General features: G+C 44.7%; 24 protein-coding genes and 1 pseudogene. 19 read left to right on the forward strand and 6 right to left on the reverse strand.

The window, feature by feature from the left end; all coding sequences use genetic code 11:
• The 3 genes and pseudogenes from HNP82_RS02785 to HNP82_RS02795 form a co-directional block, all read left to right on the forward strand.
• Positions 1-184 (forward strand): annotated as a pseudogene (locus tag HNP82_RS02785) (hypothetical protein); the annotation flags it as partial.
• Positions 181-1,236, forward strand: a complete 1,056-nt coding sequence (locus HNP82_RS17905; protein ID WP_243164621.1) for a hypothetical protein — start codon at positions 181-183, stop codon at positions 1,234-1,236. The pseudogene HNP82_RS02785 and the gene HNP82_RS17905, both read left to right, overlap by 4 nt.
• Positions 1,237-1,578: 342 nt before the next feature.
• On the forward strand, positions 1,579-2,619 hold the full coding sequence (locus HNP82_RS02795) for an aldo/keto reductase (RefSeq protein ID WP_183771291.1): 1,041 nt from the start codon (positions 1,579-1,581) through the stop codon (positions 2,617-2,619).
• 97 nt (positions 2,620-2,716) lie between these two features.
• On the opposite strand, the gene HNP82_RS02800 is transcribed toward HNP82_RS02795, so the two are convergent.
• Together HNP82_RS02800 and HNP82_RS02805 are read right to left on the reverse strand one after the other, a co-directional pair.
• The gene (locus tag HNP82_RS02800) at positions 2,717-4,015 is read right to left on the reverse strand and encodes a sensor histidine kinase (protein ID WP_183771294.1); all 1,299 of its coding nucleotides are present in this window, start codon (positions 4,013-4,015) and stop codon (positions 2,717-2,719) included.
• The gene (locus HNP82_RS02805; protein WP_183771296.1) at positions 4,008-4,679 is read right to left on the reverse strand and encodes a response regulator transcription factor; all 672 of its coding nucleotides are present in this window, start codon (positions 4,677-4,679) and stop codon (positions 4,008-4,010) included. Before HNP82_RS02805 ends, HNP82_RS02800 begins: the two co-directional genes overlap by 8 nt.
• Here HNP82_RS02805 and HNP82_RS02810 point away from each other — a divergent pair.
• Together HNP82_RS02810 and HNP82_RS02815 are read left to right on the forward strand one after the other, a co-directional pair.
• Positions 4,678-6,018 carry an ABC transporter permease gene (locus HNP82_RS02810; protein WP_183771298.1) on the forward strand — a complete coding sequence of 447 codons (1,341 nt, stop codon included), beginning with the start codon at positions 4,678-4,680 and terminating at the stop codon, positions 6,016-6,018. The two genes, HNP82_RS02805 and HNP82_RS02810, sit on opposite strands and share 2 nt — an antisense overlap.
• A gap of 11 nt (positions 6,019-6,029) precedes the next feature.
• Entirely contained in the window at positions 6,030-6,698 is a 669-nt protein-coding gene (locus HNP82_RS02815) for an ABC transporter ATP-binding protein (RefSeq protein ID WP_183771300.1), read from the forward strand.
• A gap of 184 nt (positions 6,699-6,882) precedes the next feature.
• Here HNP82_RS02815 and HNP82_RS02820 read toward each other — a convergent pair whose 3' ends face one another.
• Complete coding sequence (locus HNP82_RS02820) at positions 6,883-8,406, reverse strand: nucleoside hydrolase (protein WP_279288879.1); 1,524 nt, start codon at positions 8,404-8,406, stop codon at positions 6,883-6,885.
• Positions 8,407-8,709: 303 nt separating this feature from the next.
• Here HNP82_RS02820 and HNP82_RS02825 point away from each other — a divergent pair, with 303 nt between their 5' ends.
• From HNP82_RS02825 to HNP82_RS02845, 5 genes are all read left to right on the forward strand, one after another.
• Positions 8,710-9,429, forward strand: coding sequence for a LytR/AlgR family response regulator transcription factor (locus HNP82_RS02825; protein WP_183771304.1), 720 nt, complete (start codon positions 8,710-8,712; stop codon positions 9,427-9,429).
• The gene (locus HNP82_RS02830) at positions 9,426-10,709 is read left to right on the forward strand and encodes a GHKL domain-containing protein (protein WP_183771306.1); all 1,284 of its coding nucleotides are present in this window, start codon (positions 9,426-9,428) and stop codon (positions 10,707-10,709) included. The genes HNP82_RS02825 and HNP82_RS02830 overlap by 4 nt, the downstream gene beginning before the upstream one ends.
• A 164-nt stretch (positions 10,710-10,873) precedes the next feature.
• Positions 10,874-11,044 carry a hypothetical protein gene (locus HNP82_RS02835; RefSeq protein ID WP_183771308.1) on the forward strand — a complete coding sequence of 57 codons (171 nt, stop codon included), beginning with the start codon at positions 10,874-10,876 and terminating at the stop codon, positions 11,042-11,044.
• Between the two features lie 5 nt (positions 11,045-11,049).
• Positions 11,050-11,787, forward strand: a complete 738-nt coding sequence (locus HNP82_RS02840) for an ATP-binding cassette domain-containing protein (protein WP_183771310.1) — start codon at positions 11,050-11,052, stop codon at positions 11,785-11,787.
• Entirely contained in the window at positions 11,771-12,910 is a 1,140-nt protein-coding gene (locus HNP82_RS02845) for a hypothetical protein (RefSeq protein ID WP_183771313.1), read from the forward strand. The genes HNP82_RS02840 and HNP82_RS02845 overlap by 17 nt, the downstream gene beginning before the upstream one ends.
• Before the next feature lie 258 nt (positions 12,911-13,168).
• Here HNP82_RS02845 and HNP82_RS02850 read toward each other — a convergent pair whose 3' ends face one another.
• Both HNP82_RS02850 and HNP82_RS02855 read right to left on the reverse strand, forming a co-directional pair.
• On the reverse strand, positions 13,169-13,690 hold the full coding sequence (locus tag HNP82_RS02850) for a flavodoxin domain-containing protein (RefSeq protein WP_183771315.1): 522 nt from the start codon (positions 13,688-13,690) through the stop codon (positions 13,169-13,171).
• Positions 13,668-14,198: a MarR family winged helix-turn-helix transcriptional regulator gene (locus tag HNP82_RS02855; protein WP_183771318.1), complete on the reverse strand. Its 531-nt coding sequence runs from the start codon at positions 14,196-14,198 to the stop codon at positions 13,668-13,670. The genes HNP82_RS02850 and HNP82_RS02855 overlap by 23 nt, the downstream gene beginning before the upstream one ends.
• 253 nt (positions 14,199-14,451) lie before the next feature.
• Between HNP82_RS02855 and HNP82_RS02860 the strand changes: the two genes are divergently transcribed.
• The 5 genes from HNP82_RS02860 to HNP82_RS02880 all read left to right on the forward strand — a co-directional run bounded on the left by HNP82_RS02860 (position 14,452) and on the right by HNP82_RS02880 (position 18,953).
• A complete protein-coding gene (locus HNP82_RS02860) occupies positions 14,452-15,126 on the forward strand; it encodes a response regulator transcription factor (protein ID WP_183771320.1) in 675 nt (224 codons plus the stop codon).
• Entirely contained in the window at positions 15,114-16,295 is a 1,182-nt protein-coding gene (locus HNP82_RS02865; RefSeq protein ID WP_330599392.1) for a sensor histidine kinase, read from the forward strand. The genes HNP82_RS02860 and HNP82_RS02865 overlap by 13 nt, the downstream gene beginning before the upstream one ends.
• A 137-nt stretch (positions 16,296-16,432) precedes the next feature.
• The gene (locus HNP82_RS02870; protein ID WP_183772075.1) at positions 16,433-17,308 is read left to right on the forward strand and encodes an ABC transporter ATP-binding protein; all 876 of its coding nucleotides are present in this window, start codon (positions 16,433-16,435) and stop codon (positions 17,306-17,308) included.
• Entirely contained in the window at positions 17,305-18,381 is a 1,077-nt protein-coding gene (locus HNP82_RS02875) for an ABC transporter permease (protein WP_183771322.1), read from the forward strand. Before HNP82_RS02870 ends, HNP82_RS02875 begins: the two co-directional genes overlap by 4 nt.
• An 89-nt stretch (positions 18,382-18,470) precedes the next feature.
• Entirely contained in the window at positions 18,471-18,953 is a 483-nt protein-coding gene (locus tag HNP82_RS02880; protein WP_183771324.1) for a YbaK/EbsC family protein, read from the forward strand.
• Between the two features lie 130 nt (positions 18,954-19,083).
• Here HNP82_RS02880 and HNP82_RS02885 read toward each other — a convergent pair whose 3' ends face one another.
• A complete protein-coding gene (locus HNP82_RS02885; protein ID WP_183771326.1) occupies positions 19,084-19,263 on the reverse strand; it encodes a hypothetical protein in 180 nt (59 codons plus the stop codon).
• 193 nt (positions 19,264-19,456) lie between these two features.
• Here HNP82_RS02885 and HNP82_RS02890 point away from each other — a divergent pair, with 193 nt between their 5' ends.
• From HNP82_RS02890 to HNP82_RS02905, 4 genes are all read left to right on the forward strand, one after another.
• Complete coding sequence (locus HNP82_RS02890) at positions 19,457-19,783, forward strand: LPS biosynthesis protein (RefSeq protein ID WP_183771328.1); 327 nt, start codon at positions 19,457-19,459, stop codon at positions 19,781-19,783.
• Between the two features lie 31 nt (positions 19,784-19,814).
• A complete protein-coding gene (locus HNP82_RS02895; protein ID WP_183771330.1) occupies positions 19,815-20,348 on the forward strand; it encodes a methylated-DNA--[protein]-cysteine S-methyltransferase in 534 nt (177 codons plus the stop codon).
• Between the two features lie 17 nt (positions 20,349-20,365).
• Complete coding sequence (locus HNP82_RS02900) at positions 20,366-20,824, forward strand: GNAT family N-acetyltransferase (RefSeq protein ID WP_183771332.1); 459 nt, start codon at positions 20,366-20,368, stop codon at positions 20,822-20,824.
• A gap of 199 nt (positions 20,825-21,023) precedes the next feature.
• Positions 21,024-21,179 carry a hypothetical protein gene (locus HNP82_RS02905; RefSeq protein ID WP_183771334.1) on the forward strand — a complete coding sequence of 52 codons (156 nt, stop codon included), beginning with the start codon at positions 21,024-21,026 and terminating at the stop codon, positions 21,177-21,179.
• Positions 21,180-21,239 lie beyond the last annotated feature (60 nt).

Consider the following 21,239-nt stretch of genomic DNA (forward strand, 5'->3'; position numbering starts at 1 on the left):
ATTGAGGGAAATGTACCGGAATGAAGGTTTAACTGATGAAGAGATCAGCCAGATTCTTGTTCTGGATATCAAAGACGCGGACTACTTTGAAAGCCAGGGAATGACAAATCAGCACGGCGGCGGAGGTTTATTCGCCCAGGATGAAGAGATTATGGAATTGCCGATGGAAAAATCCGGGAAATGATCGTGGTCTGCCCGACCTATAACAATACAAGTGAGGAAGACAGCTCCGATTACAGTCTGGCTCTGAGGCTGACGGAGAATTATCACAATGAACTGGTAAATGATCCGATTCCAGCGGTGGAAGGTACTTTCAGCACCTACGCGGAAGATACGACGCCGGAAGGGCTGCGGGAATCAAGGGATCACCGGGCATTCTGCGGCTTTTCCATGGGCTCTGTGGCCACATGGCGGACTTTTCAGTATTGTCTGGATTATTTCCGCTATTTTATGCCATCCAGCGGAAGCCTGACATCTGACGGCGCATACATGGCGTCCTTAGTGAGAGAGTCGGGACATGACTGGGATGATTTCTTTATCTTTGCGGCGTCCGGCACAGATGATTTTGCCTATTCTTCATTTAAAGTCCAGATTCAGGCCATGGCGGATGTGGAAGATGGGACGTTTTGTTTTGCCGATAATGAAAGGGAAGGCAACCTGTATTTTCTTGAGCAGGAGGGCGGCGTCCATAGCGGAGAGTACGCAGAGGAATATTTTTATAATGGTCTGTGCTGGATCTGGAAAAATTCGGACAGCAGCGCAGAATATACCATGACGACAAAAGTGGCGGATGTGATTAATGACCCGGTGTTTGAAGATTATGGAAGGCTGATCTTTCCCGTTGACAGAACCATCAGTGCTGATCTTGAACTGCAGGACGTGGGAGATATCCTGGTATGGTACAACAATGTGAATCCAAACCGTACAGTGGAAATCGCAAATTATCTGCGGGATCAGGCTGCGGCGGGAACGGTGATCATGCAGTACACCGGCCTGTCTGATGTGACAGGCGCAGAGCCGCCCACCTATGCCTGTGTGGGAACCAGTGACGGGATCGCTTCTTATCGCTCCATGGAGGACTATATCCGCAGGATACAGAACAATGGAACGGACGCCCAGATCGAAGTCTTTGACGGATTAAGGCACGGATTCGGACTGGGCGAAGGAACCGTGGCCGAAGGCTGGCTTGACCATGCCGTCAGTTTCTGGGAGAGGAATATGAGTGATACCCAATAGGGCATAATCCCTTACTTTGCCTTGTCATAAAGAAAACAAAAAACGTCTGGAAAGATTTTTCTGCTCCAGGCGTTTTTTGATGCAGCGTATTCGTAATGAAGCTTTTCTGTGAAACACAGCCTAAGATTCCATGTACCCTGTGTGAAATCACTTTGGAAGATGCATATATTTATGTAAGCATTCATTTCTCTGGTAGCATAGATGAAGAAAAACTAAAATTATGCATACAGAGCATGAAAAACAATAAATGACAGGTATTAGACTTGAGCAGAAAGTTTTTTTATAATAGTATCAGAAAACGAAGCCAGGAGAAATGATAATAAATGTAGGAGGGAAATTAATATGCAGTACGAAAAATTAGGAACATCAGAGTTAAATGTCTCAAGAATTTGTATGGGATGCATGGGATTTGGAGACGCGGCCCATGGGCAGCATTCTTGGACGATTGATGAGAACCATTCACGTGAGATTATCCGCCGCGGGCTGGAACTGGGGGTTAACTTTTTTGATACAGCCATCGGCTATCAGAACGGTACAAGTGAACAGTATCTTGGTCGGGCTCTAAACGATTTTACCAGCCGGGATAAGGTTGTTGTTGCTACAAAATTTCTGCCCCGCACAAACGAGGAAGTTGAAGCAGGTGTTACCGGACAGCAGCATATTGAACGGATGCTGAATAAAAGTCTGGAAAATCTGGGAATGGATTATGTAGATCTGTATATTTACCATATGTGGGATTATCAAACACCGATTTATGATATTCTTGATGGTTTAAACCGGATGGTCAAAGCGGGTAAGATTCGTTACATTGGCATCTCCAACTGTTATGCCTATCAACTGGCAAAAGCTAATGCACTGGCAGAAAAAGAAGGGTTTGCTAAATTTGTGTCCGTCCAGAGTCATTATAATCTGATTTTCAGGGAAGAAGAGCGGGAGATGGTAAAGCTGTGCGCAGAGGACAACATTGCAATGACTCCTTACAGTTCTCTGGCAAGCGGAAGGCTTTCTAAACATCCGGGAGAAATGTCTAAAAGATTTAGGGAGGACGATTATGCACGTTTGAAATATGATGGGACGGCTGAGCAGGACAACGTAATTATTCAGCGGGTTGCCAAACTGGCGAAGTGTCACAATGTGAGCATGACCGAGGTTTCTCTTGCATGGCTGCTTACAAAAGTGACTGCGCCTGTAGTGGGAGCGACAAAATTGACCCATATTGAAGGAGCGGTTAAGGCAGCAGATTTAAAATTAAGCGAAGATGAAATTCATTATTTGGAGGAACCCTATGTCCCTCATCGTCTTGTCGGTGTGATGGCTCAAAACACAGCCGCGTCTTCGAGAGAACCCCATGTCTGGACAGCCGCAAATGTAAAGGGGGACTGAAAAGCATGTTCCAACTTTGCCTAAATTCCACATTTATGTGATGTACCTTTTAGAAAATGCCGGTACAGGGAACGGAAGTTCTCTGTACCAGCGCTTTTTATTTTATAGGCAGAGTCAGAAAGAATGTTGCCCCGCCGCCACAGGTATCTTCAAATCCAATTTTTCCTGCCAGTATCCTTGCCAATTCTTTTGCAATACTAAGTCCCAAACCGAAGTGGGATTTATCTGTTCGGGACTTATCGGCACAATAGAACCGGTCAAAGATAAATGGTTTGTCTTGTTCGGCAATCCCATGTCCGTGATCTATGACAAGAAAAGCAAGCTCCCTTGCTGTCCGTCTGGTCTGTATTTCAATGCTGCAGTTTTTTTGCGAATAGGAAACAGCATTGTCTAAAAAAATGCTCAATATCTGAAAGAGGCGTTCCTGATCGGTATGAAGCTGCGGATAGCTTTCCTCGCCTAAATTAAGATGTAAATGGATGTTTTTTTCCCTGCATACTGGCTCGTAAGCCTCATACAAAGTGATCAGTAAAGTATCTATATTCACTTCCTGTATCTGGACTGTCCATTGATCCGTGTCTGAAGATGCCAAAAGCACCATGTCCCTGACCAATCTCGACATTCTTATGCATTCTGCGTCAATCACATTCAGATGGTTTTGGACCTGCGGCTCCGTTAATTCCTGATTCTGGATGTTCTCCACATTTGCCATGATCACCGCCAAAGGAGATTTTAATTCATGGGAAGCGGCAGCAACAAAGTCTTTTTGACTTTGCAGTACCCGCTCTGTAGGCTTAAAGGCACGGCATAATAGAAAGCGGCTGACAAAAAAGATGCATATGAAAGCCAGAAGCCAAACAACGATGTAGGATGGAGCCTGCCGGAGCAATAATGCGCCCATGGATGGCTGCTCATAAAACAGTACCAAAGAATACCAATTTCCTGATTTTGTGCTGATACTTGCAGGAATGACGTAATATCGGTCATGATTATTTCCTGCAATTTCTCCATATCCCCCCTGATCGGTGACGGGGGAACTGTTTGTTTGAGCTGTCGGGGATTGGATTTCAATGTTGTCCTTTGCAATTTTCCCTAATGTATCAAGATCTGTGAGTGTGTCCGGGTCGCTTTGAAACAGAACATGTCCTGTGTTGTCCTCCAAAATACTGTAAACATTCATTTCTCTCTCATAATTGGAAAGCAGTTCATCCGGGCTTTCCGGGTCTGCTTCTAACTGATAGATAATCAGGGAAGCCATCCGCTGGATATAAGTAATATCGGCAGTTTGCCGGGCCTGCCACGTATTCCGGAAGGAAAAGCACAGGATCAGCGTGATAACAGCCATAAAAAAGATTATCAGAAAAACCCGAAGCCGGGTTTGTAAACGCTTAAGCATGGGGATCCTCCAAACGATATCCCGAACCGTAGATGGTTTTGATTTCGCAGTTACTGTGAAGCTCCCTTAACCGTTTCCGAAGAAAGGAAATATAGTTGTCCACGTTTCCCGGCTCTATATCCGCATTGCTGCCCCAAACTTTTAAAACAAGCTGTTCCCTGGAAAATGCTGTTTTGGGCTGCTTCATCAATACGCTTAAAAGCTCTGCTTCTCTGGCGGTCAATACAAGGTCCCGGTTATTACAGGTGATTTTCCGATTGGGATAATCAAAATGAAGATCCGAGTAAGATAGCATCCCCGTTTCCCGAATTTGCCGCGGCCGTCGCGTCAATGCCCTGACCCTTGCCATTAGTTCCCGGATATGAAAGGGCTTTACCAGATAATCGTCAGCCCCTCCATCCAGCCCGTCCACCCGGTCATCCAAAGCAGACATTCCTGTAATGATAATAACAGGGATTTGAATGTTTTTCCGGCGCATCGCCTTGATGATCGTCAGACCATCAATGACAGGCAGCATACGGTCTACGATGGCAAGGTCATAGCCATAATCTGTATTCAGGGCGTACAGCATAGCTGTTTCTCCATCATTGCAGCAGTCTGCCAAATAACCATTTTTCATCAATTCCTGTTGAATGGCCTGGCATAAGTCAAGATCATCTTCCATGGCAAGCCGTTCTGCAAATATTGCTACGAAAGACAGCACACGGCAGGCTATCGGTGCGGGATTTTTGCTGGAATATAATCCGGAAAACCGAAGCCAACGATTAGAAGAAGCCTGTGAAAAGATTTTAGAACTTAATCCGGACGGCCAGGGAAGTTACGGTGGAGTGCATCAGGAAAAAATAACGGTTAATGGTTCTGAAAACTGGCGTACAACAACGGATAATTCCTTTGAGTCATTAAAATTGGATGATATTGAAAAGATCGCATCAGTGGGGGGAATCGCTGACTATAATATAACGACGGTTCCAACCGCAGTAAAGCAGGCAAACTTTGAACGGATCGAAGATGCCGACGCAGATCAGACTTATGACTTTCAGGGGGTGGCCCTGATTGGTAATCGGGATATGTCAATGGACGCCAATGTACTTAGTGGCAATGTCGCCATTCTGGAGGGGCGGATGATAACAAAGGATGATACAAATGTTTGTGTCATTTCCGAAGAACTGGCAGAAAAAAACCAGCTAGAGGTCGGCGATTATCTGCAATTTCACTCAGTAGAAGCGGAAGAACCTGTGCAGGAGGCAACAATTGTAGGGATTTATCTGGTCAAGGAGCAGATGGAACCTTATATGTCCGGCGATACTTACCGTTCCGAAAATATTATTTTCACAGATTTACATTTTCCTGAGAAGGTGGAGCAAGATGATCCGTTGTATGAAACGGCTTATTTTAAAGTGGCGAATGTGGATGATTACGATGCCGTAAAAGAGGCCATCAAGAAAGTGGATGTTAACTGGCAATGGTATGATTTGATCGACAATAACGGAAATCTGGACACAATGGCTTCCAATTTCAATGATTTGGAAAAAATCAGCAACACACTGCTTCTGGTTGTGACCGGAGCCAGCTTTGTGATCCTTTTTCTGATTTTCATTTTCTGGATCAAAAACAGGACAAATGAGATCGGCATACTGCTGTCCCTTGGTATTGCAAAAGGAGAGATTCTCCTGCAGATTTTGTCCGAAGCTGTTCTGATCGGCGTTCTGGCGCTTGCGCTTTCTTTCCTGATTGCTCCGGCAGTTTCCAATGCCGGTGCGGATTATCTGGTAGGACAGCAGGCGGGACAGGCCGAATTGCAGGACGAAATGGACGCGGGCAAAGTTGCCACCGATTATCAGGCGCCGGACCTTACCGTCACTAATGTAGAGACGGAAATAACATCATATATGCTGTTAATAGACAGTCTTAGCGTAGGCGTCTTGATTGGATTATCTACTTGTGCGGCAAGCGTCCTGATTTTCCGCAAGAACCCGAAAGATATTCTAAGTGAAATGAGTTAGGAGGACTGGAAATGATTTTAGAGGCAAAAAATGTTTTATATTCCTATAAATCGAAGCGGGACAAAATTGTCCTGAAAAATGTATCGGCCACTTTTGAGGAAGCCACGTTCTATGCGATTGTCGGTTCCAGCGGTTCGGGAAAAACCACCTTTCTTTCCCTTTTGGCGGGATTAGATCATCCGGTATCGGGAAACATCCTTTATGGAGGCGAGGACATCCGTAAAAAGGGATTGAACTATCACCGCAGGCACAATGTTTCTCTGGTATTCCAGAACTATAATCTGATTGACTATCTTACCACCGAAGAAAACGTAAAGCTGGGGGGCAGGAAGAACGCCGGAGAATTATTGCGGGAAGTCAGTATTTTTCGGGAGGATTGGAAGCGGAACGTCTTGCAGCTTTCCGGTGGACAGCAGCAGCGTGTGGCGATTGCCCGTGCTTTGGCAAGTGAGGCCAAGGTGCTTCTGGCAGACGAGCCGACGGGAAATTTGGATGAAGACACCGCTCAGGACATCACAGAAATCCTCAAAGAGAGCGCCCACAAAATGAACAAGTGTGTCGTGGTCGTTACCCACTCAGGTGAGCTGGCGAAGCAGGCCGATGTAGTTTTCCGGATGAAAAATGGTGAGCTGCAGGTGCTGGAGCGTATTGACGATTCTTCTGCACAGCCACGATCCTGAAGAAACAATACTTTCCGCAGTGAAAGAAGGGCGCGCTGATGGAGAAGGACAGCAATCAAAAAACTGTTTGCGGTTAAAAATGAAATGCCGGGCCAGACCATCCAGTATATGACAGCCGATAGGCACGAAAAACCGCCGCTATGGTATTACCCATGCGGCGGCATACATAATTTACTGATTTTGTTTAGACTGGGTTTGATTTGTTATTCCGACACTCTGCAATATGAAGCATTTTATGTCCGGTTTCCTCTTGTCCGATTTGAAGCATTACAAATGCTGTAGAAACCATTTGGATATATCCCCATTCCCAGATTTCTTGCTCAGGAACACTTGTCAAGTGATGAAGATACGAACATCGCTCCTTTCCTGCTTTCATTGGTTCCGGCTCGTATTCTTCACGCCATTCCCTCATTAGAACGCCTAAATCGTAGGCTTTCTCATAAAAGATACCGTCGGGGTCAATAAACTTAAATCCCTCTCCCGTCAATGATTTAAGCGTATTTTCACCGTGAGCATCTCCATGAAGCATAACAAATTCGTCAGGATTCTCATTTTCTGTTCTCGATTTCAGATAAACAAGAGCCTGTTCTATGACTTTACGAGGACAAGGATGGTTTAATTTTTCATAACCACTTTCCAAAAATTCGTTGAACCATGAGGTATCTCCTGTGGTAAGTTCTGCATTTTCCACAGGCAATTCCCACACCTTCTGCAATGCCATGCAAATGATTTGAAGCTTTTCTTGAACCGTATAATCCAGCTTATCAATCGGTTTCCCCAAACGCTCTAACAGGCAGGCTTTTCTTTCTATGTCATAGGCATACAGCTTTGTATAGCTCTTGCCATTCGCTGTTTTCAGTACGGAAATTTCTTTTGAAAATTCTCCGCCCAAATCTTCAGGCATATCAATTTTCAATACATACTTTTCGCCATTCTCACCGTCTGCATTTGCTACAAGGGCGTGCGTACCGCCGGAAAGAGCGTCCTCACCGGAAATATGCCATTCTTTTTCTAATTCGGAAACCATATTGTCAAGATTAGCAAGCCATGCTTCACCGACAGTTCCCACAGATTTTGCCCTACTGACAACAAGCTGCGGAATGTGTCTCTGTTTTACTTTTTTGTTTTCGCCGCACAAGGTGGTACTCAGGATACGGTAAAACTGTTCACGGTCAACTGTTCGTGCAATCTCGACATTACCTTTTTGCGAAGGGGCAAACGATGTACCGCCCATATTGCTTTCAAAGTTCGTTTCCACCTGCACATTTCCACGCTCGAAAGAACAAATATCAGGGTAAAAAACAGAAACTGCCGCTAACGGATCATGCAAGGTCAGCTTTTCGGATTTTTCCAGCCACGCACCACCGAAAGAAAAGACGGATTTCATCAAATCACTGCCTGAATTTAGTAAAACTCTCGCCTGCTTTGCTTCAATCGTAAGCGTATCCGTAACTTCCAACGGAATAGCACGGTGTACAGATACATTAGAGCTGAAAACAATTTTGGAAGCCAACGGGTCTGCCCAAGAGTTCCAGTTATAATAAGGCTCCGGCAACGGTGCTTCATCAAAATAGCCGTTCATAACATATAAGCCTTTCAGCAGTCCGGCAGCATCCGGGTAAGTCGTGAATAGTGTGGCGATATTTGTCATATTGCCTATTCCAATTAAAATGATTTCATGCGGATTTTGTTTTATATTTTGATACAGAAAAGCGGGTGCGCCTCCTTAGTTTATTACTTTTAATTATACCACGAGGATGTTGTTTTTTCTATATGTACGCCAAAAGGCGGCGCAGGCGGGACAATGGCCGGAGGCAGTCAGGCTATTTTGCAGGAGGTTCCCACTCTAAAAGGGGCAGCAGTTTGACCAACGCTATTCCAAAAGACAAAAGGTTATTGTATAATAGAATACATGACAATTTTGTTGATGATAGCCCGCCTGCGATGATTGCGGAAGCGGATATACGAGGAAGGAGAGTGGATGATATGAGAAAGAACCGGGGTGGCCGTTGTGATAAAAATAGCCATATGTGATGATGAAGAAAAGGCTGTCGATTTACATGAGCAGATCGTCAGAGCATGTTTACAGGCAGAGGGAATCGGCTGTGAGATAATGACCTATACCCGGAGCCAAAACCTTCTTTATGATATAACCGACGATGGTTTTTTTTATGATCTGATTTTGCTGGACATAGAAATGCCGGAAATCAGCGGCATGGAAATCCCACAGCAGATCAAAGGATTTCTGCCAAATGTCAGGATTATTTTTGTGACTTCCCATAGGGAATATGCCATTGATGCCTTTGAATTATCCATCTTTCGATATGTGCCGAAGAATAATTTGGAGACAAAGCTGGTCGCCGCAGTGATTGATGCCGCCAAACTTATTGAGTTGGAAGCAGGACAGGAGTACACGATCCGGACAGCAAACCGTATGGAGAAAATTCCTTACAAAGATATTTTTTATATACAGCGGGATGGAAAAAATGCCAGCATTGTATCCGGTATTGGAACTTCAAAAGTGCGAAAGAGTTTGCAGCAGGTATTTGACGAGCTAAATACACCGGAGTTTATTTTTATTGACCGGGGCTATATTGTCAATATCATCCAGATTATGAAAATCAGTGATGGGATGGCGGTACTAAAAAATGGCGAGCAGCTTCCCATCAGCCGTTCCCATTTACAGGAAGTAAAGCAGAAAATCAATCAGTTTTGGGGGGCGCATATATGATGGGATATATTCCGATGATTTCCTGCTTTCTTACCAATGAAATGCGCCTGTTTATAGGACTTTTTCTTGCCGCAAAGGTGATGGACTTTTTTCCGGAAAGAAAGATACTGCTTTTGTCTGCGGCTGGCGGTGCCCTAGTGACAGCTCTGCAAATGGCAGGATTGCCGATGTTTTCTGTTTTGGCCGTTGAATTGCTGGTGATAACCGGAATTGTATGGTACTGTCTGCGGGACAAACTAAACATTTGTCTGTTCCTGATATTCTTTTATGAAGTCGGTGTGGGGTTATGGGATTTTCTGCTGCAGGCAGGTTTGGGCATTATGTTCCGTCGGGAAAATTTTATCAATCCAAATGCTATCGAATACCTTGCAGGCATTTGGCTGGTACGTCTTTTGATGCTCATTGGCGTCATAATACTGGTAAAGCAAGACAAACAAAAAAGGACACTTCGTGCTTTGTCTGTTCTCGTCATTCTGGGAATGTTTGGCGCTGTAACATTGTCGGAGCAGACCATTCTGCCGTTGAACGAAGATCAGGTAGGTACATGGATTATTCTATCTATCATATTGCTGTTTGCAATCTTGTTCTATCGTGTCAACCAGCAGCGTGAAATGGAGGCGGAAATTGCAAAATTGAAACAGGAGCAGGCAGAAATTGTAGAACGCGATTATCAGGCGTTGCGCCGTACATATGCGGACAATGCCAAGCTGTATCATGATCTGCACAATCATATTGAGGCCATTTACCAGTGCCTTATGCAAGGCGATACCGGGGAGGCAGTACGGTATTGCCAGGATTTGCGGACCCCTGTCCAGGAAATTTCACAAAACATCTGGACAGGCGACAAAGCCATTGACTATCTGATCGGCAGTAAAATGGCATTGGCCGGGCAAGCGGAGATTAAAACAAATGTTAATATCGAATATCCCCATAATACCAATATACGCAGCGTTGACTTAACAACTATTTTAGGCAACCTGCTGGACAACGGTTTGGAGGCGGCAAAAACAGCCCCGGAGGAATTTCGTTTTCTCAATCTGACGATCCGGCGGATTAACGCCATGCTCATTATCAAAGTAGAAAACGGATATGGTAACATGCCTGTACAGAAAAATGGAAGGCTGATGACTTCAAAAAAGGACAAAGCCTTTCATGGGTGGGGACTAAAAAGTGTCCAGACAGCGGCGGATCGTTACGATGGAACTATTAGCACTGATTACAAAGATCATGTATTCCGATCCGTTGTTGCCTTGTCTTTCCAGCCGGTCAAAACAGAATAAGACTTACCTCGACAAATGGCGGGCGGCCGGAAGACTGCCTGCTTTTTTTCGCGGCCAAAAACCTGCCATTGGCGGACATTTCTGCGGGCAGGGTGATTTTGGTGTATGCTTGCATTGTAAACAGTAAAGCCAATGACATACAGAAAATATAGGAGGTTGTTTGTATGCGTCACTTTTATATTCGTTTGACCCTAGGTATCGTGTTTATCTGTTGTATGATTTTTTGCTTTGTCACGATGAATATTCCCTTTGCTCTGCTGTATATTTTCCTTGGCGGCGTATTCTTATATTCTGCCTATTCCATCTGGAAGAAAGAAAAAGATCATTGGAGGTAAGGCATATGAGCGGTACGACACTTCTTTCTCTCCAAAATTTAAGCGCCTGGTACACTGCCGATCATCCCGTACTTTCTGATTTTTCACTGGATTTGGAAACAAATGAGATTGTCGGGATGATCGGGATGAACGGCGCCGGAAAAACAACATTTATTAAAACTGTTGCCGGTTTACTGCCGGGTTATCGCCTTGAGAGCGCCACATGGGGCGGTCAGCCATTCTCCTTCCGTGACAACAGGTTCAAGGGGAGCCGATACATTGTTTTTGCTCAAGACCGGTCTTTCCAATATTTTACATTCCGGGAATATCTGGCCTATGTGGCTGCGTCTTACGGCGTGGAACTGCCCGATGTGTCCGGGCTGGTAAAAGGCTTCCACTTCGGGGATTATACCGATGTTCTCTTAAAGGAACTGTCCACCGGAAATTTGAAAAAAGCTTATCTGATTACAGCGTTTGCCCTGCGGCCCAGGCTGCTTCTCCTGGATGAACCTGTCAATGGGCTGGACTTTCAAAGCACAGAGTTTTTATACCAGCTTATGGGCGGTTATAAACAGTATGGGACGCTTCTGTTTTCGTCTCACATCTTAGAAAGTATTTGTCTGACTTCTGACCGCGTATTAGTTTTAGAACATGGAAGGATCAGCCGGATATTTGCTGGCACGGACATTACAGCCAGGAACATCTGGGAGGTGCTGGGCCATGACAAGCACCAGGAGGTGGCCTGCGATGAAGAATACTATTAAAGCATTATTGAAACAGTTTTTTGGCGCAAAGTATGAGAGTGGCGGAAAAAGCCTGGCGGCTGCGGTTATCCTGTTTATGGCAGTCTATGGTACAGGATTTCGGCTTGCGGTCGCGCCCTTTATTTTCTATCTGACTTCAGTCTTTTTTACCGCCGGTATTATGTGGCAGGTGCTTGCCGGCCGGCGGCACATGGAAACGCTGCAGGGGATGTTTATGCTACCCTTTGATAACCGCAGCTTTGTCTTTTCCTATGTGCTGGTGATAGGTGCGCATACCCTGATGACAAAAACGCTGCTGATCTGGGGGCTGTTTATCGCTGCTGCTTCATGGAGCCCATGGGAAATTGCGGTTGCAATAGCCTGCGGCTGCATGGCCTGTGTGGTGACCGCAGCGGGGTATGGGATGCACAGGAAAGGTCATGACGTGCTGCCGATTCTTTGGAATGCTGGTATTTTGGCTATTATTTTGCTGGTACGCCAGAGGGTGGCGGTTCTTATTGCGGCGGTGATCAGCGTGATAGCCGCAGTGCTGTATCTGGCTTTTGCAGATGCCTATGATTTTTACAGTGCCGGCACTGCAAAGAAAGCTATCCGGCATACAGGCCGCACCGGTGACGTGTTCACCTACTTGACGCGCTGTTTGATGGCCAACAAGACTTATCTGATCAACACCGCAGGCCTGTGTGGGATTGCCTGCTTCCTGCCTCTGCTGTTTGGCGAATTTGGGGGATTTAATATGTTTCCTTTCGGCCTTGCGATCCTTTCTATAAACACCCCAATCTGTACCCTGCTGTCCTGCGACCCGGATTTGGAGCAGGCGATCCGTATGCTTCCCGGACAAGCGGGGCGATTTTGGCGGAAGTTCTGCCTGTTTATCTTTACAGTCAACAGCATTGTCTCCGGCATCTATCTTTTAAGCTGGCAGATTGTCGGCGGCGGCATGGATTTTGTCCATGTAGGGACGCTTCTCATATTCGCTATGCAGAGCGCCATTTTGTCGGTTATTCTGGAATGGAAATATCCGATTCGTGGCTGGAAAACAGAAAGCGATTTGTGGCATCATCCCCGCAAATATCTCGTTCCGCTGATCATGCTGCTGACTGCAGCGTTTGCAGCTACATAGACGCAGACGATCTATTTATTGGATAGGCTGATGTGTTTCCTGCCTCACAGAATTGTGGTAGAATAGAAATGACGGAACTAAAAATTGGAAGCTATGGAGGGACAAATGGATTGGATAGACGAGGTATCTGTAAGATTACATGCTCAAATAAATTGCCCATAAGGGCATTTTTCAGCGTTCCGGAGAACGGGACAACACTTATTAAGAGACTGCTGTTTCAAAATGAGAAAGTTTCCTCCTGCCAAAGACAGGAGGAAATTACTCCTTCAGCGCATCTATAATGGGTTCAATATATTTTTTGTCGGAAATATCGTAGGATGAGGAGATCATCTTTAACATCTCCTGCTCATAGTCACTTTTGTTTTTCTTTGATTTTAAAACTTTGGTAAAAACTTTCATCATGAGTTTGGAGGGAAGAGGCATTTTCTCATAATCGAAACCGCCGGGACAATAAAATACTTTGACGTTTTTCTTCTCCTCATCCGTGAAATTCTGATCCAGAGCCGGCTGAACCTGGGGACTTTCTATAGGGCTTGCGCCGACGCAGAAAGCAATGAGTTTTTTTCCTTTCCATTGATCTATGTGACTCTTAAACCAGGCAAGTTTGCTGATCGTGCCGCCGCAGGCCCAACCGCCGAAAACGATAGCGTCATATTGGCTAAAGTCTTTGTTTTTGGCAGCGGACAACTCCACACAGTCTGCTAAAACCGCGTCGGCGATCCACTGGGCGTACCGCTTTGTAAATCCGGTCTGAGAGTTATAGATGACGGCTGTTTTCATAGTATGTTTCCTCCTTTTTTGGAAAAACTGAAGATTTTGTCTTGTTTTCAAGTCGTTCAATGCCGTGATACATTTTCATCATAAGATGATAAAGGGTGTGGATTTCCTCTTCGCTGTAAACCTCAAACAAAATTTTTAATTCCTTCATGTAGGGGACAAATTCATCTTTAAAGTAAGCGTCTGCCTGTAGGGTCGGGCAGATTCTTATAGCTCTGGCATCGTCGGGACTTTTTTCAAAGGTGACAAACTGCTTTTTTTCAAGTACAGTGGCTATTTTTTTCACATTTTGCCGGGAGCATCCCAGGACATTCCCTAACTGGGTTAATGTCATGGGCGCTTTGGCCTGGCGGAGAATAGACAATAGCATAAACTGTTTTAATGAAAGTTTTGGAATGCGGCTGTCAAAAAGAGTCTGCAATTTATTTCCGGCGATAAAAAGTGTGCTGAAAATGCCTTTTTCCTGATTTTCAGTAGTAGTTGAAAACCGTGTGATCAAATCTTTTATCATATTCGTTCATCTTTTCTGTTATTCTAACGGTGGGACTGAAATCGGTCTATCTATTATCAGTATAGTAACAAGTTACCTATTTGTCAATATGTTTATAAATATTAGGATTAAAACAATGTTAAAGCTGTTCTATATCTATTATAGATATTGACGTGGTGTCAAAAAGAAGCGGTCACACGATCGCAAAAATTTAAAAAAGTAGATAAATTGTTGAAAAACATATGGTATACTTCCTTCTTGGGAGGTGTACAAAATGTGTGCTAAAATACTCATTGCTGATGATGAAAAAGATATAGTATCTATGCTTTGCGCTTTTTTTGAAAGCAAAGGTTTTTGTGTTCTGCCTGCCGCCAACGGTGAGGAGACGCTGAAACAGATAGAAAGAAAACCGGATATTATTTTGCTGGATATCCAGATGCCTGATTTGGATGGATTGGAAATTTGCCGCCGTATCCGTAATCATATATCCTGTCCGATCCTGTTTCTGACTGCGCGGATCGAAGAAAACGATAAGGTCAAAGGTTTTGCCGCAGGCGGGGATGATTATATTGTCAAGCCTTTTTCGCTGAGGGAGCTTGAGGCGAGAGTTTTGGCCCATCTGCGCAGGGAGGTCCGCCACAATGCCGGGGCGAAAGTCCGTTTTTTAGGAGACCTGACCATTGACTACGCCCAGAGATGTCTCTTTTTTGGCGATCAGCCCGTATGTCTTGCGAAAAAGGAATTTGACATTGTTGAGCTGCTCTCCCAAAATCCGGGACAGGTTTTTGACAAAGAGCGGATCTATGAGCGTGTCTGGGGCTGGGACAGCGACGGGGACAGCGGTGTTGTCGCTGAACATATCCGGAGAATCCGGGCAAAGATCGCCGCCTTTACACAGAGAACTTATGTGGAAACTGTTTGGGGGTGTGGCTACAAGTGGGTAAAATAAAAATTATGTGGCGTGATTTGTCTTTAAAGAAAAGTATTGCCCTTTATATTTTTGTGTTTGCCGCTCTGGCCATGATACTGAGCGCAGTAACCTCCGGGCTGTGCCATTACGCTGTTGAGAGAATCAAAGACTCTTACCCGCCCGCAGGGGAGCGGTATTATCTGACCAATGCCCAGGGGGAACGGCTGGGCGAGGGGGCCTATATTTCCACTGAACCGAAAGCCATGAGTGAAATGGATGAGCGGTTTACCTCGCTGTTGGAAAATATCCCTATAATTGCCACGCCCGTCTACTGTGCCCTGTGTATTTTTCTTGCGGCACTGCTGTTTTACCGCGGCAAATTGAAAGTACCTATTGAAAAACTTCGGACAGCTTCGGAAAAAATATCCCATAGCGATCTGGCTTTCAAGGTAGATTATTCATCTAAAGATGAATTAGGGCGGCTCTGCGCTTCTTTTGAGATGATGCGTGAGGCTTTATCTGACAATTTTTCCAGAATGTGGCGGCAGGTGGAGGAACGCAAAACCCTTAATGCTGCTTTCGCTCATGATCTGCGAACGCCTCTGACAGTGTTAAAAGGGTATAATGAGCTGCTACGGACAAGTGATCAGATTCATACAAGAGAAATTGCGGCCACCATGGAAAAGCATATTGTCCGTATGGAGAATTATGTGGCGAGTATGAGCCATCTCAGGCGCATGGAAGATATGCAGCCGGACTGTATAGAAGTGCTGCTGCAGCCTTTCTTTGATTCCCTCTGTGAAAGTGGGAAGATCGTGTGTGAACAGAAGGGTAAAATTTTGTGTGTGCAAAATGATATTTCAGTCCTTAGGTTATCCTTGGACAGCGGCTTTGTTTCACAGGTATGCAATAACCTGATCGCCAATGCCGCCCGGTATGCCAAGTCCAAGGTTGTTCTGTCTTTTGAGCTACAAAGCGGAGGTCTGTTTCTTTCTGTGTCCGATGACGGGAAAGGTTTTAATAAAAACAGCCTGTATAACGGTACAAATCCTTATTTTACAGAAGAAGATAACCCTTCTTTACATTTTGGCCTGGGACTTTATATTTGCAAAGTTCTCTGTGAGCATCATGGCGGCTGGATAACCCTTGAAAATAATGCCGGAGGTGGAGCAAAGGTGTCTGCCTGTTTTAAAGTTCCGAATTTGTAGATAAAAAGTAGATATTTGTGTTTTATACTCTCTATGGTAACCCATAGAGAGTATTTTTTGTTACAGAAAATTGGGTTTTCTGTGGCAAAAAACGCTTCCCACGGGGATAGCACTGCGTGGAAAGGAGTTTTTAAATGATGGAATTAAAGACATTGGAGCTGACTAAAAAGTTTGGCCATAAAACAGCGGTGAAGGAGGTGAATATTACATTGTCCAACGGCGTTTACGGATTGCTTGGAGCTAATGGGGCGGGAAAAACGACCCTAATGCGGCTGCTGTGCAACATCCAAAATCCCACTTCCGGAACCATTCTCTTAAACGGCAGGAATATCGAGGGCCTTGGGGAAAGATACAGAAATCTTCTCGGATATTTGCCTCAGAATTTTTGCTATTACCCTGACTTTACCGCCTTTAATTTCCTTTGCTATATTGCAGCACTGAAAGGACTCGATGAGAGAAAGGCGAAGAACAGAGCGGAAGAACTGTTGGAAGCAGTGGGACTATTGTCAGAGAAAAAACAAAAAATCAAAACATTTTCAGGCGGTATGAAACAGCGCCTTGGGATTGCTCAGGCCATGCTCAATGATCCTAGAATTTTAATTCTGGACGAGCCGACGGCAGGTCTTGACCCGAAAGAGAGGGTACGGTTCCGTAACCTAATCAGCGCCTTTTCCAAAGAACGGATTGTGATATTGTCCACACACATTGTCTCAGATGTGGAGTTTATTGCAGAAGAAATTATTATGATGAAATCTGGCCGGATTGTTCATCTGGGAAATCCCCAGAAGATTACCGCCGAAATTAACGGCAAGGTGTGGGAATGCATGGTTCCGGCATCCTGCGCGGAGCAGTATGCTGCGGCCTATAATACAAGTAATCTGAGGAATATCAGTGATCATCAGGCTGTTTTGCGGATCATCGCCGATGGCCCGCCCTTGAAAAATGCTGTGAAAGTACAGCCGACTTTAGAAGATCTATATTTGTTTTATTTTAAAGGGGATGAAAGGCAATGAAAAAATTGATTGAATTTGAACTGAAGAAAATTTTCTCAAAACGATTATCTTTGATCGTTTTGATTGGGCTGCTTGTGTATTCTGCCCTGACGGCCCTGTCAACCTATAACAATAAATATGCCTTTGACGGTAAAAGCGCCGATGGCAGCGGGAAAGCGGCGGTAGAGATTGACAAGGCTCTCGGAGCCAGGTACGAAGGTATACTGACTGATGAAAAAGTACAGCAAATGATGGAAGATTTTGCCCTTACATATGACCTTCATGGCCTTAACGCGGCATATATTTACCAGAATGCCATGCAGTCCGCAGTTTTTGCCCGTTTTGCAGATATGGACGGCCATTGGAACGGCCTGAGTGTTTCAGATGTTTTTGGCGATGAAGAAATCAGGATCGGCTATGTGGATGGCTGGCTTTCCACAAGCAAAAATCTTGTGAGGGTCTTTATGGTACTTGCTCTGGCAGTTATTGTAATGACAGCCCCGGTTTTCTCTGGTGAGTACGAGGGTGTTGACAATCTGATACTGACAAGTAAATATGGAAAAACCAAAGGTACAGCAGCGAAAGTGGCCGCGTCTGTAATCGCGGCCCTTCTCGTTACCGCCCTGACGGCAGCTTTTAATTTGATTTTAGCCGTTGTTCTCTACGGAAAATCAGGGTGGGACTGCAGTATTCTCTTTGCGTCCAGCGACTATGTGGAAGGTTTTATTCCTTTTAATATTACATGCGGTACACTGATCAGGTATCAGGTTCTCCTGGCATTTACCTGTACCCTGAGCGTTACAGGGATGACCCTTCTGATATCTGCGGCAAGCAAAAAACAGATCGTGGCTTTTGTGGCGTCTATGGCGTTATTTCTTTTTCCCGCTTTGCTGCCTCTTACAGAGACCAATCCGCTGTTTCGGTACGTGGGCCTTTTGCCTTTCTATCATGTCCAGGCCATTTCCCTGCTGTCTGTGGAACAGATAGGCAGCGGTATCCTCTATGGGGTGTGGGCAGTTCCTGTGGCGGCTGTGTTTGTGGGAATTGGAGGGGTGGTTTCTTCCAGAATATTTTTAAAACATCAGATCGTATGAAATTTTGACTTTTCTTTCTTATTGTGATATGGTAAAAAATGTTGGGAGATGATCTCAGCGGATTTTAATTTGCAAAAGGAGAATTTCCAATGTCTATTGAAAAAGTAAAAGCGTATTTTGAAAAATATAGTATGGAAGACCGTGTCCGGGAATTTGAGGTATCCAGCGCCACCGTCGAACTCGCAGCCCAGGCACTCCACTGTGAGCCCTGTCGTATCGCGAAAACCCTGTCGTTTATGGTTAATGATCAGCCTGTTTTAATCGTTGCCGCAGGCGATGCAAAAATAGATAACAGCAAATATAAGGCTGCATTTGGGACAAAAGCGAAAATGATTCCGCCGGATGCTGTGGAAGACTCTATCGGCCATGGTATTGGGGGTGTATGTCCTTTTGCGGTGAAGGATAATGTTAAGGTTTACCTTGATGAATCACTGAAAAGGTTCCGGACAGTTTTTCCTGCCTGCGGAAGCAGCAACAGTGCCATTGAATTGACCATCGAGGAACTGGAAAAATACTCCCTATATACAGCATGGATCAACGTATGTAAAGGATGGAATGAAAATAACCAGTAAAGCTTTTAAAATGTAAAACAGTAGATAGGAAAAAGAAAATAGATATTAATTGCTATATAGAAGTGGGGTAGAAATAGTCTCCCTGAGAAATATAGATTATAATCAGGGAGACTATTTTGCGTTCGAAAAGTTATGCGGGAGCGGAAACCTCGTCCACCTTTTTAAAAACAAGGATTCCTTTGGCAGATGGCATAATGGCACAGGAAATAAGTTCAAAACCTTTCTGTTCCATTTCATTGGCAGTAGATTCGATCTTAGCCGCCATCTCTTTAACTTTTGGCGTATACTTGATGACTACAGTCTTGTACATATGTCTATCTACTCCTTTCGACCTTATAAAACGAAGTTATTTGTAACTGTTCAGACTGTCCATCTCTGCTGGATGAACGCTTACAAATATTTTACAAAAATTTTAAAAAAATTGCCATCTTGCTTAGGTTAAATCTATGTAAAATATGTAAAGATGGCTAATTTTGAAAATATTGGATCGGGGGAACTTACCGATGATGATTGAGAAAAATCAAAAAGAATTAGACGCTATGGAACAATTTCATAAAGGAAACCGGCAGGAAGGTCTTCGTCTACAGGAAGAATTTGCTGCCGCTTTCCGTGAGGAATACAAAAACAAAGATCACTGTTCCTGCAAAAAAGCTTGCCGCTATCATGGCAACTGTAAGGAATGCGTGGCGATCCACCGTGCCCATCAGGAACATGTTCCCAATTGTATGCGCCCGATTATTAACGCAAAGATTAAGCTCCTCTCTGAGCTTACCGAGCATACGATCGCCTATGAAATCGAACCGCCCAAAGAAGTATTGAGAAAAGAGTAAATATAGATGAATTTAAAATGGGAGGTACATTATGCAATACATTACTCATTACGAGTCTCCTTTGGGGGATATTTTGCTGGCCGCGGATGAACTTGGCCTTAAAGGGCTATGGTTTGCTGGACAGAAATATTTTGCCAGGGGACTGGCGCCGGAGCATGAAGAGCGGGAAACATCTGTATTGAAGGACGCGAAAGCGTGGCTGGATATTTATTTTTCTGGAAAAGAGCCGGATATTTCAGTATCTCTCCATTGTCAGGGAACCCCATTTCAAAATCAGGTTTGGGAAATCCTGCGCCAGATTCCCTATGGACAGACAACAACTTATGGAGCTATCGCAAGGCAGATCGCCATGAAAAACGGACTGGATCATATGTCTTCCCAGGCGGTGGGGCAGGCGGTGGGACATAATGAAATTTCCATTATTATCCCATGTCACCGTGTCGTGGGGAGCAATGGAAGTCTTACTGGATATGCCGGGGGAATTGATAAAAAGATCCGGCTTTTGACCATTGAAAACGTGGATCTTTCATCTTTTTCAATACCAAAGAAAGGAACTGCCTTATAAAAGGCATTGAGTCAGTAATGGAAGTACATACATTAGATTTAACAGATATCGAAGCTATAAAAAAATTGATGCTGGATATTTTTTCAGGAGAACCGTGGAATGACCGATGGAGCGACAGGCAGCTCCATGCCTATATTACACAGCTCACCGGAAATGCAAATTCTCTGGCCTTTGGAGCGTTTATTGACGGAAAACTTGCGGGGATATCTCTGGGACGGATCATTAACTGGTATGAAGGCACAGAATACTGGATTGACGAATTTGGCATCCATCCAGGTATGCAGCAGGCGGGGGTGGGTTCCCGTTTTATGGGAGAGATTGAAAGGCAGGTGGCAGACCGTAAAATTTCCTATATTGTCCTTCTCACAGAGCGCCATGTGCCGGCCTATAATTTTTACAGGAAGAACGGATTTAATGAAAATGAGGAAAATGTATGTTTTATAAAGAAAGTTCCTTGTGGAGGCGCTCATAAATAAGATAGATAATACCTCAGGGTTTAAAGTTATCAACTTTTTACTTCTTCAAACTTGTAGATAACAGGTCTATGATGCAAGCGGGGGATCGGAGCTTTGCTGACGCGGACTGCCGGACGAAGATGTATCCCGTGCTACAGTTATTATCCGGGCGTTTCAGCAGATTGGCGGTTCCTTCGGCTCTGCGGTGGTGGCTGCCGCTGTGACCAATGTTTCTCAGGGAGCGGCCGTTTTGAAGGAATCTCAGGAAGCGGCAGGGACGCAAAATACAGGAAGTTTTATGATGGCTTTCTTTGTCCTTGTGGCCATTTCTGCCGGCGGCGCTGTGGCGTCATTTATATTCCCTCCAAAAAACTGAATCTTTTGTGTAAAAGTCTTGCGGGGCTTGGGGATGAAAATATTTAATAATGTACTGGAT

The sequence above is a fragment of the Catenibacillus scindens genome, from assembly GCF_014202115.1.
In the GTDB taxonomy this organism is placed as follows: Bacteria; Bacillota; Clostridia; order Lachnospirales; family Lachnospiraceae; genus Catenibacillus; species Catenibacillus scindens.

Bases quoted from the DNA above. Each gene is read 5' to 3' on its own strand.
- HNP82_RS17905 (WP_243164621.1), top strand. From the start codon at position 181: ATGATCGTGGTCTGCCCGACCTATAACAATACAAGTGAGGAAGACAGC.
- HNP82_RS02795 (WP_183771291.1), top strand. From the start codon at position 1,579: ATGCAGTACGAAAAATTAGGAACATCAGAGTTAAATGTCTCAAGAATT.
- HNP82_RS02800 (WP_183771294.1), bottom strand. From the start codon at position 4,015: ATGCTTAAGCGTTTACAAACCCGGCTTCGGGTTTTTCTGATAATCTTT.
- HNP82_RS02810 (WP_183771298.1), top strand. From the start codon at position 4,678: ATGGCAAGCCGTTCTGCAAATATTGCTACGAAAGACAGCACACGGCAG.
- HNP82_RS02805 (WP_183771296.1), bottom strand. From the start codon at position 4,679: ATGGAAGATGATCTTGACTTATGCCAGGCCATTCAACAGGAATTGATG.
- HNP82_RS02815 (WP_183771300.1), top strand. From the start codon at position 6,030: ATGATTTTAGAGGCAAAAAATGTTTTATATTCCTATAAATCGAAGCGG.
- HNP82_RS02830 (WP_183771306.1), top strand. From the start codon at position 9,426: ATGATGGGATATATTCCGATGATTTCCTGCTTTCTTACCAATGAAATG.
- HNP82_RS02835 (WP_183771308.1), top strand. From the start codon at position 10,874: ATGCGTCACTTTTATATTCGTTTGACCCTAGGTATCGTGTTTATCTGT.
- HNP82_RS02840 (WP_183771310.1), top strand. From the start codon at position 11,050: ATGAGCGGTACGACACTTCTTTCTCTCCAAAATTTAAGCGCCTGGTAC.
- HNP82_RS02845 (WP_183771313.1), top strand. From the start codon at position 11,771: ATGAAGAATACTATTAAAGCATTATTGAAACAGTTTTTTGGCGCAAAG.
- HNP82_RS02850 (WP_183771315.1), bottom strand. From the start codon at position 13,690: ATGAAAACAGCCGTCATCTATAACTCTCAGACCGGATTTACAAAGCGG.
- HNP82_RS02855 (WP_183771318.1), bottom strand. From the start codon at position 14,198: ATGATAAAAGATTTGATCACACGGTTTTCAACTACTACTGAAAATCAG.
- HNP82_RS02860 (WP_183771320.1), top strand. From the start codon at position 14,452: ATGTGTGCTAAAATACTCATTGCTGATGATGAAAAAGATATAGTATCT.
- HNP82_RS02870 (WP_183772075.1), top strand. From the start codon at position 16,433: ATGGAATTAAAGACATTGGAGCTGACTAAAAAGTTTGGCCATAAAACA.
- HNP82_RS02875 (WP_183771322.1), top strand. From the start codon at position 17,305: ATGAAAAAATTGATTGAATTTGAACTGAAGAAAATTTTCTCAAAACGA.
- HNP82_RS02880 (WP_183771324.1), top strand. From the start codon at position 18,471: ATGTCTATTGAAAAAGTAAAAGCGTATTTTGAAAAATATAGTATGGAA.
- HNP82_RS02885 (WP_183771326.1), bottom strand. From the start codon at position 19,263: ATGTACAAGACTGTAGTCATCAAGTATACGCCAAAAGTTAAAGAGATG.
- HNP82_RS02890 (WP_183771328.1), top strand. From the start codon at position 19,457: ATGATGATTGAGAAAAATCAAAAAGAATTAGACGCTATGGAACAATTT.
- HNP82_RS02895 (WP_183771330.1), top strand. From the start codon at position 19,815: ATGCAATACATTACTCATTACGAGTCTCCTTTGGGGGATATTTTGCTG.
- HNP82_RS02900 (WP_183771332.1), top strand. From the start codon at position 20,366: ATGGAAGTACATACATTAGATTTAACAGATATCGAAGCTATAAAAAAA.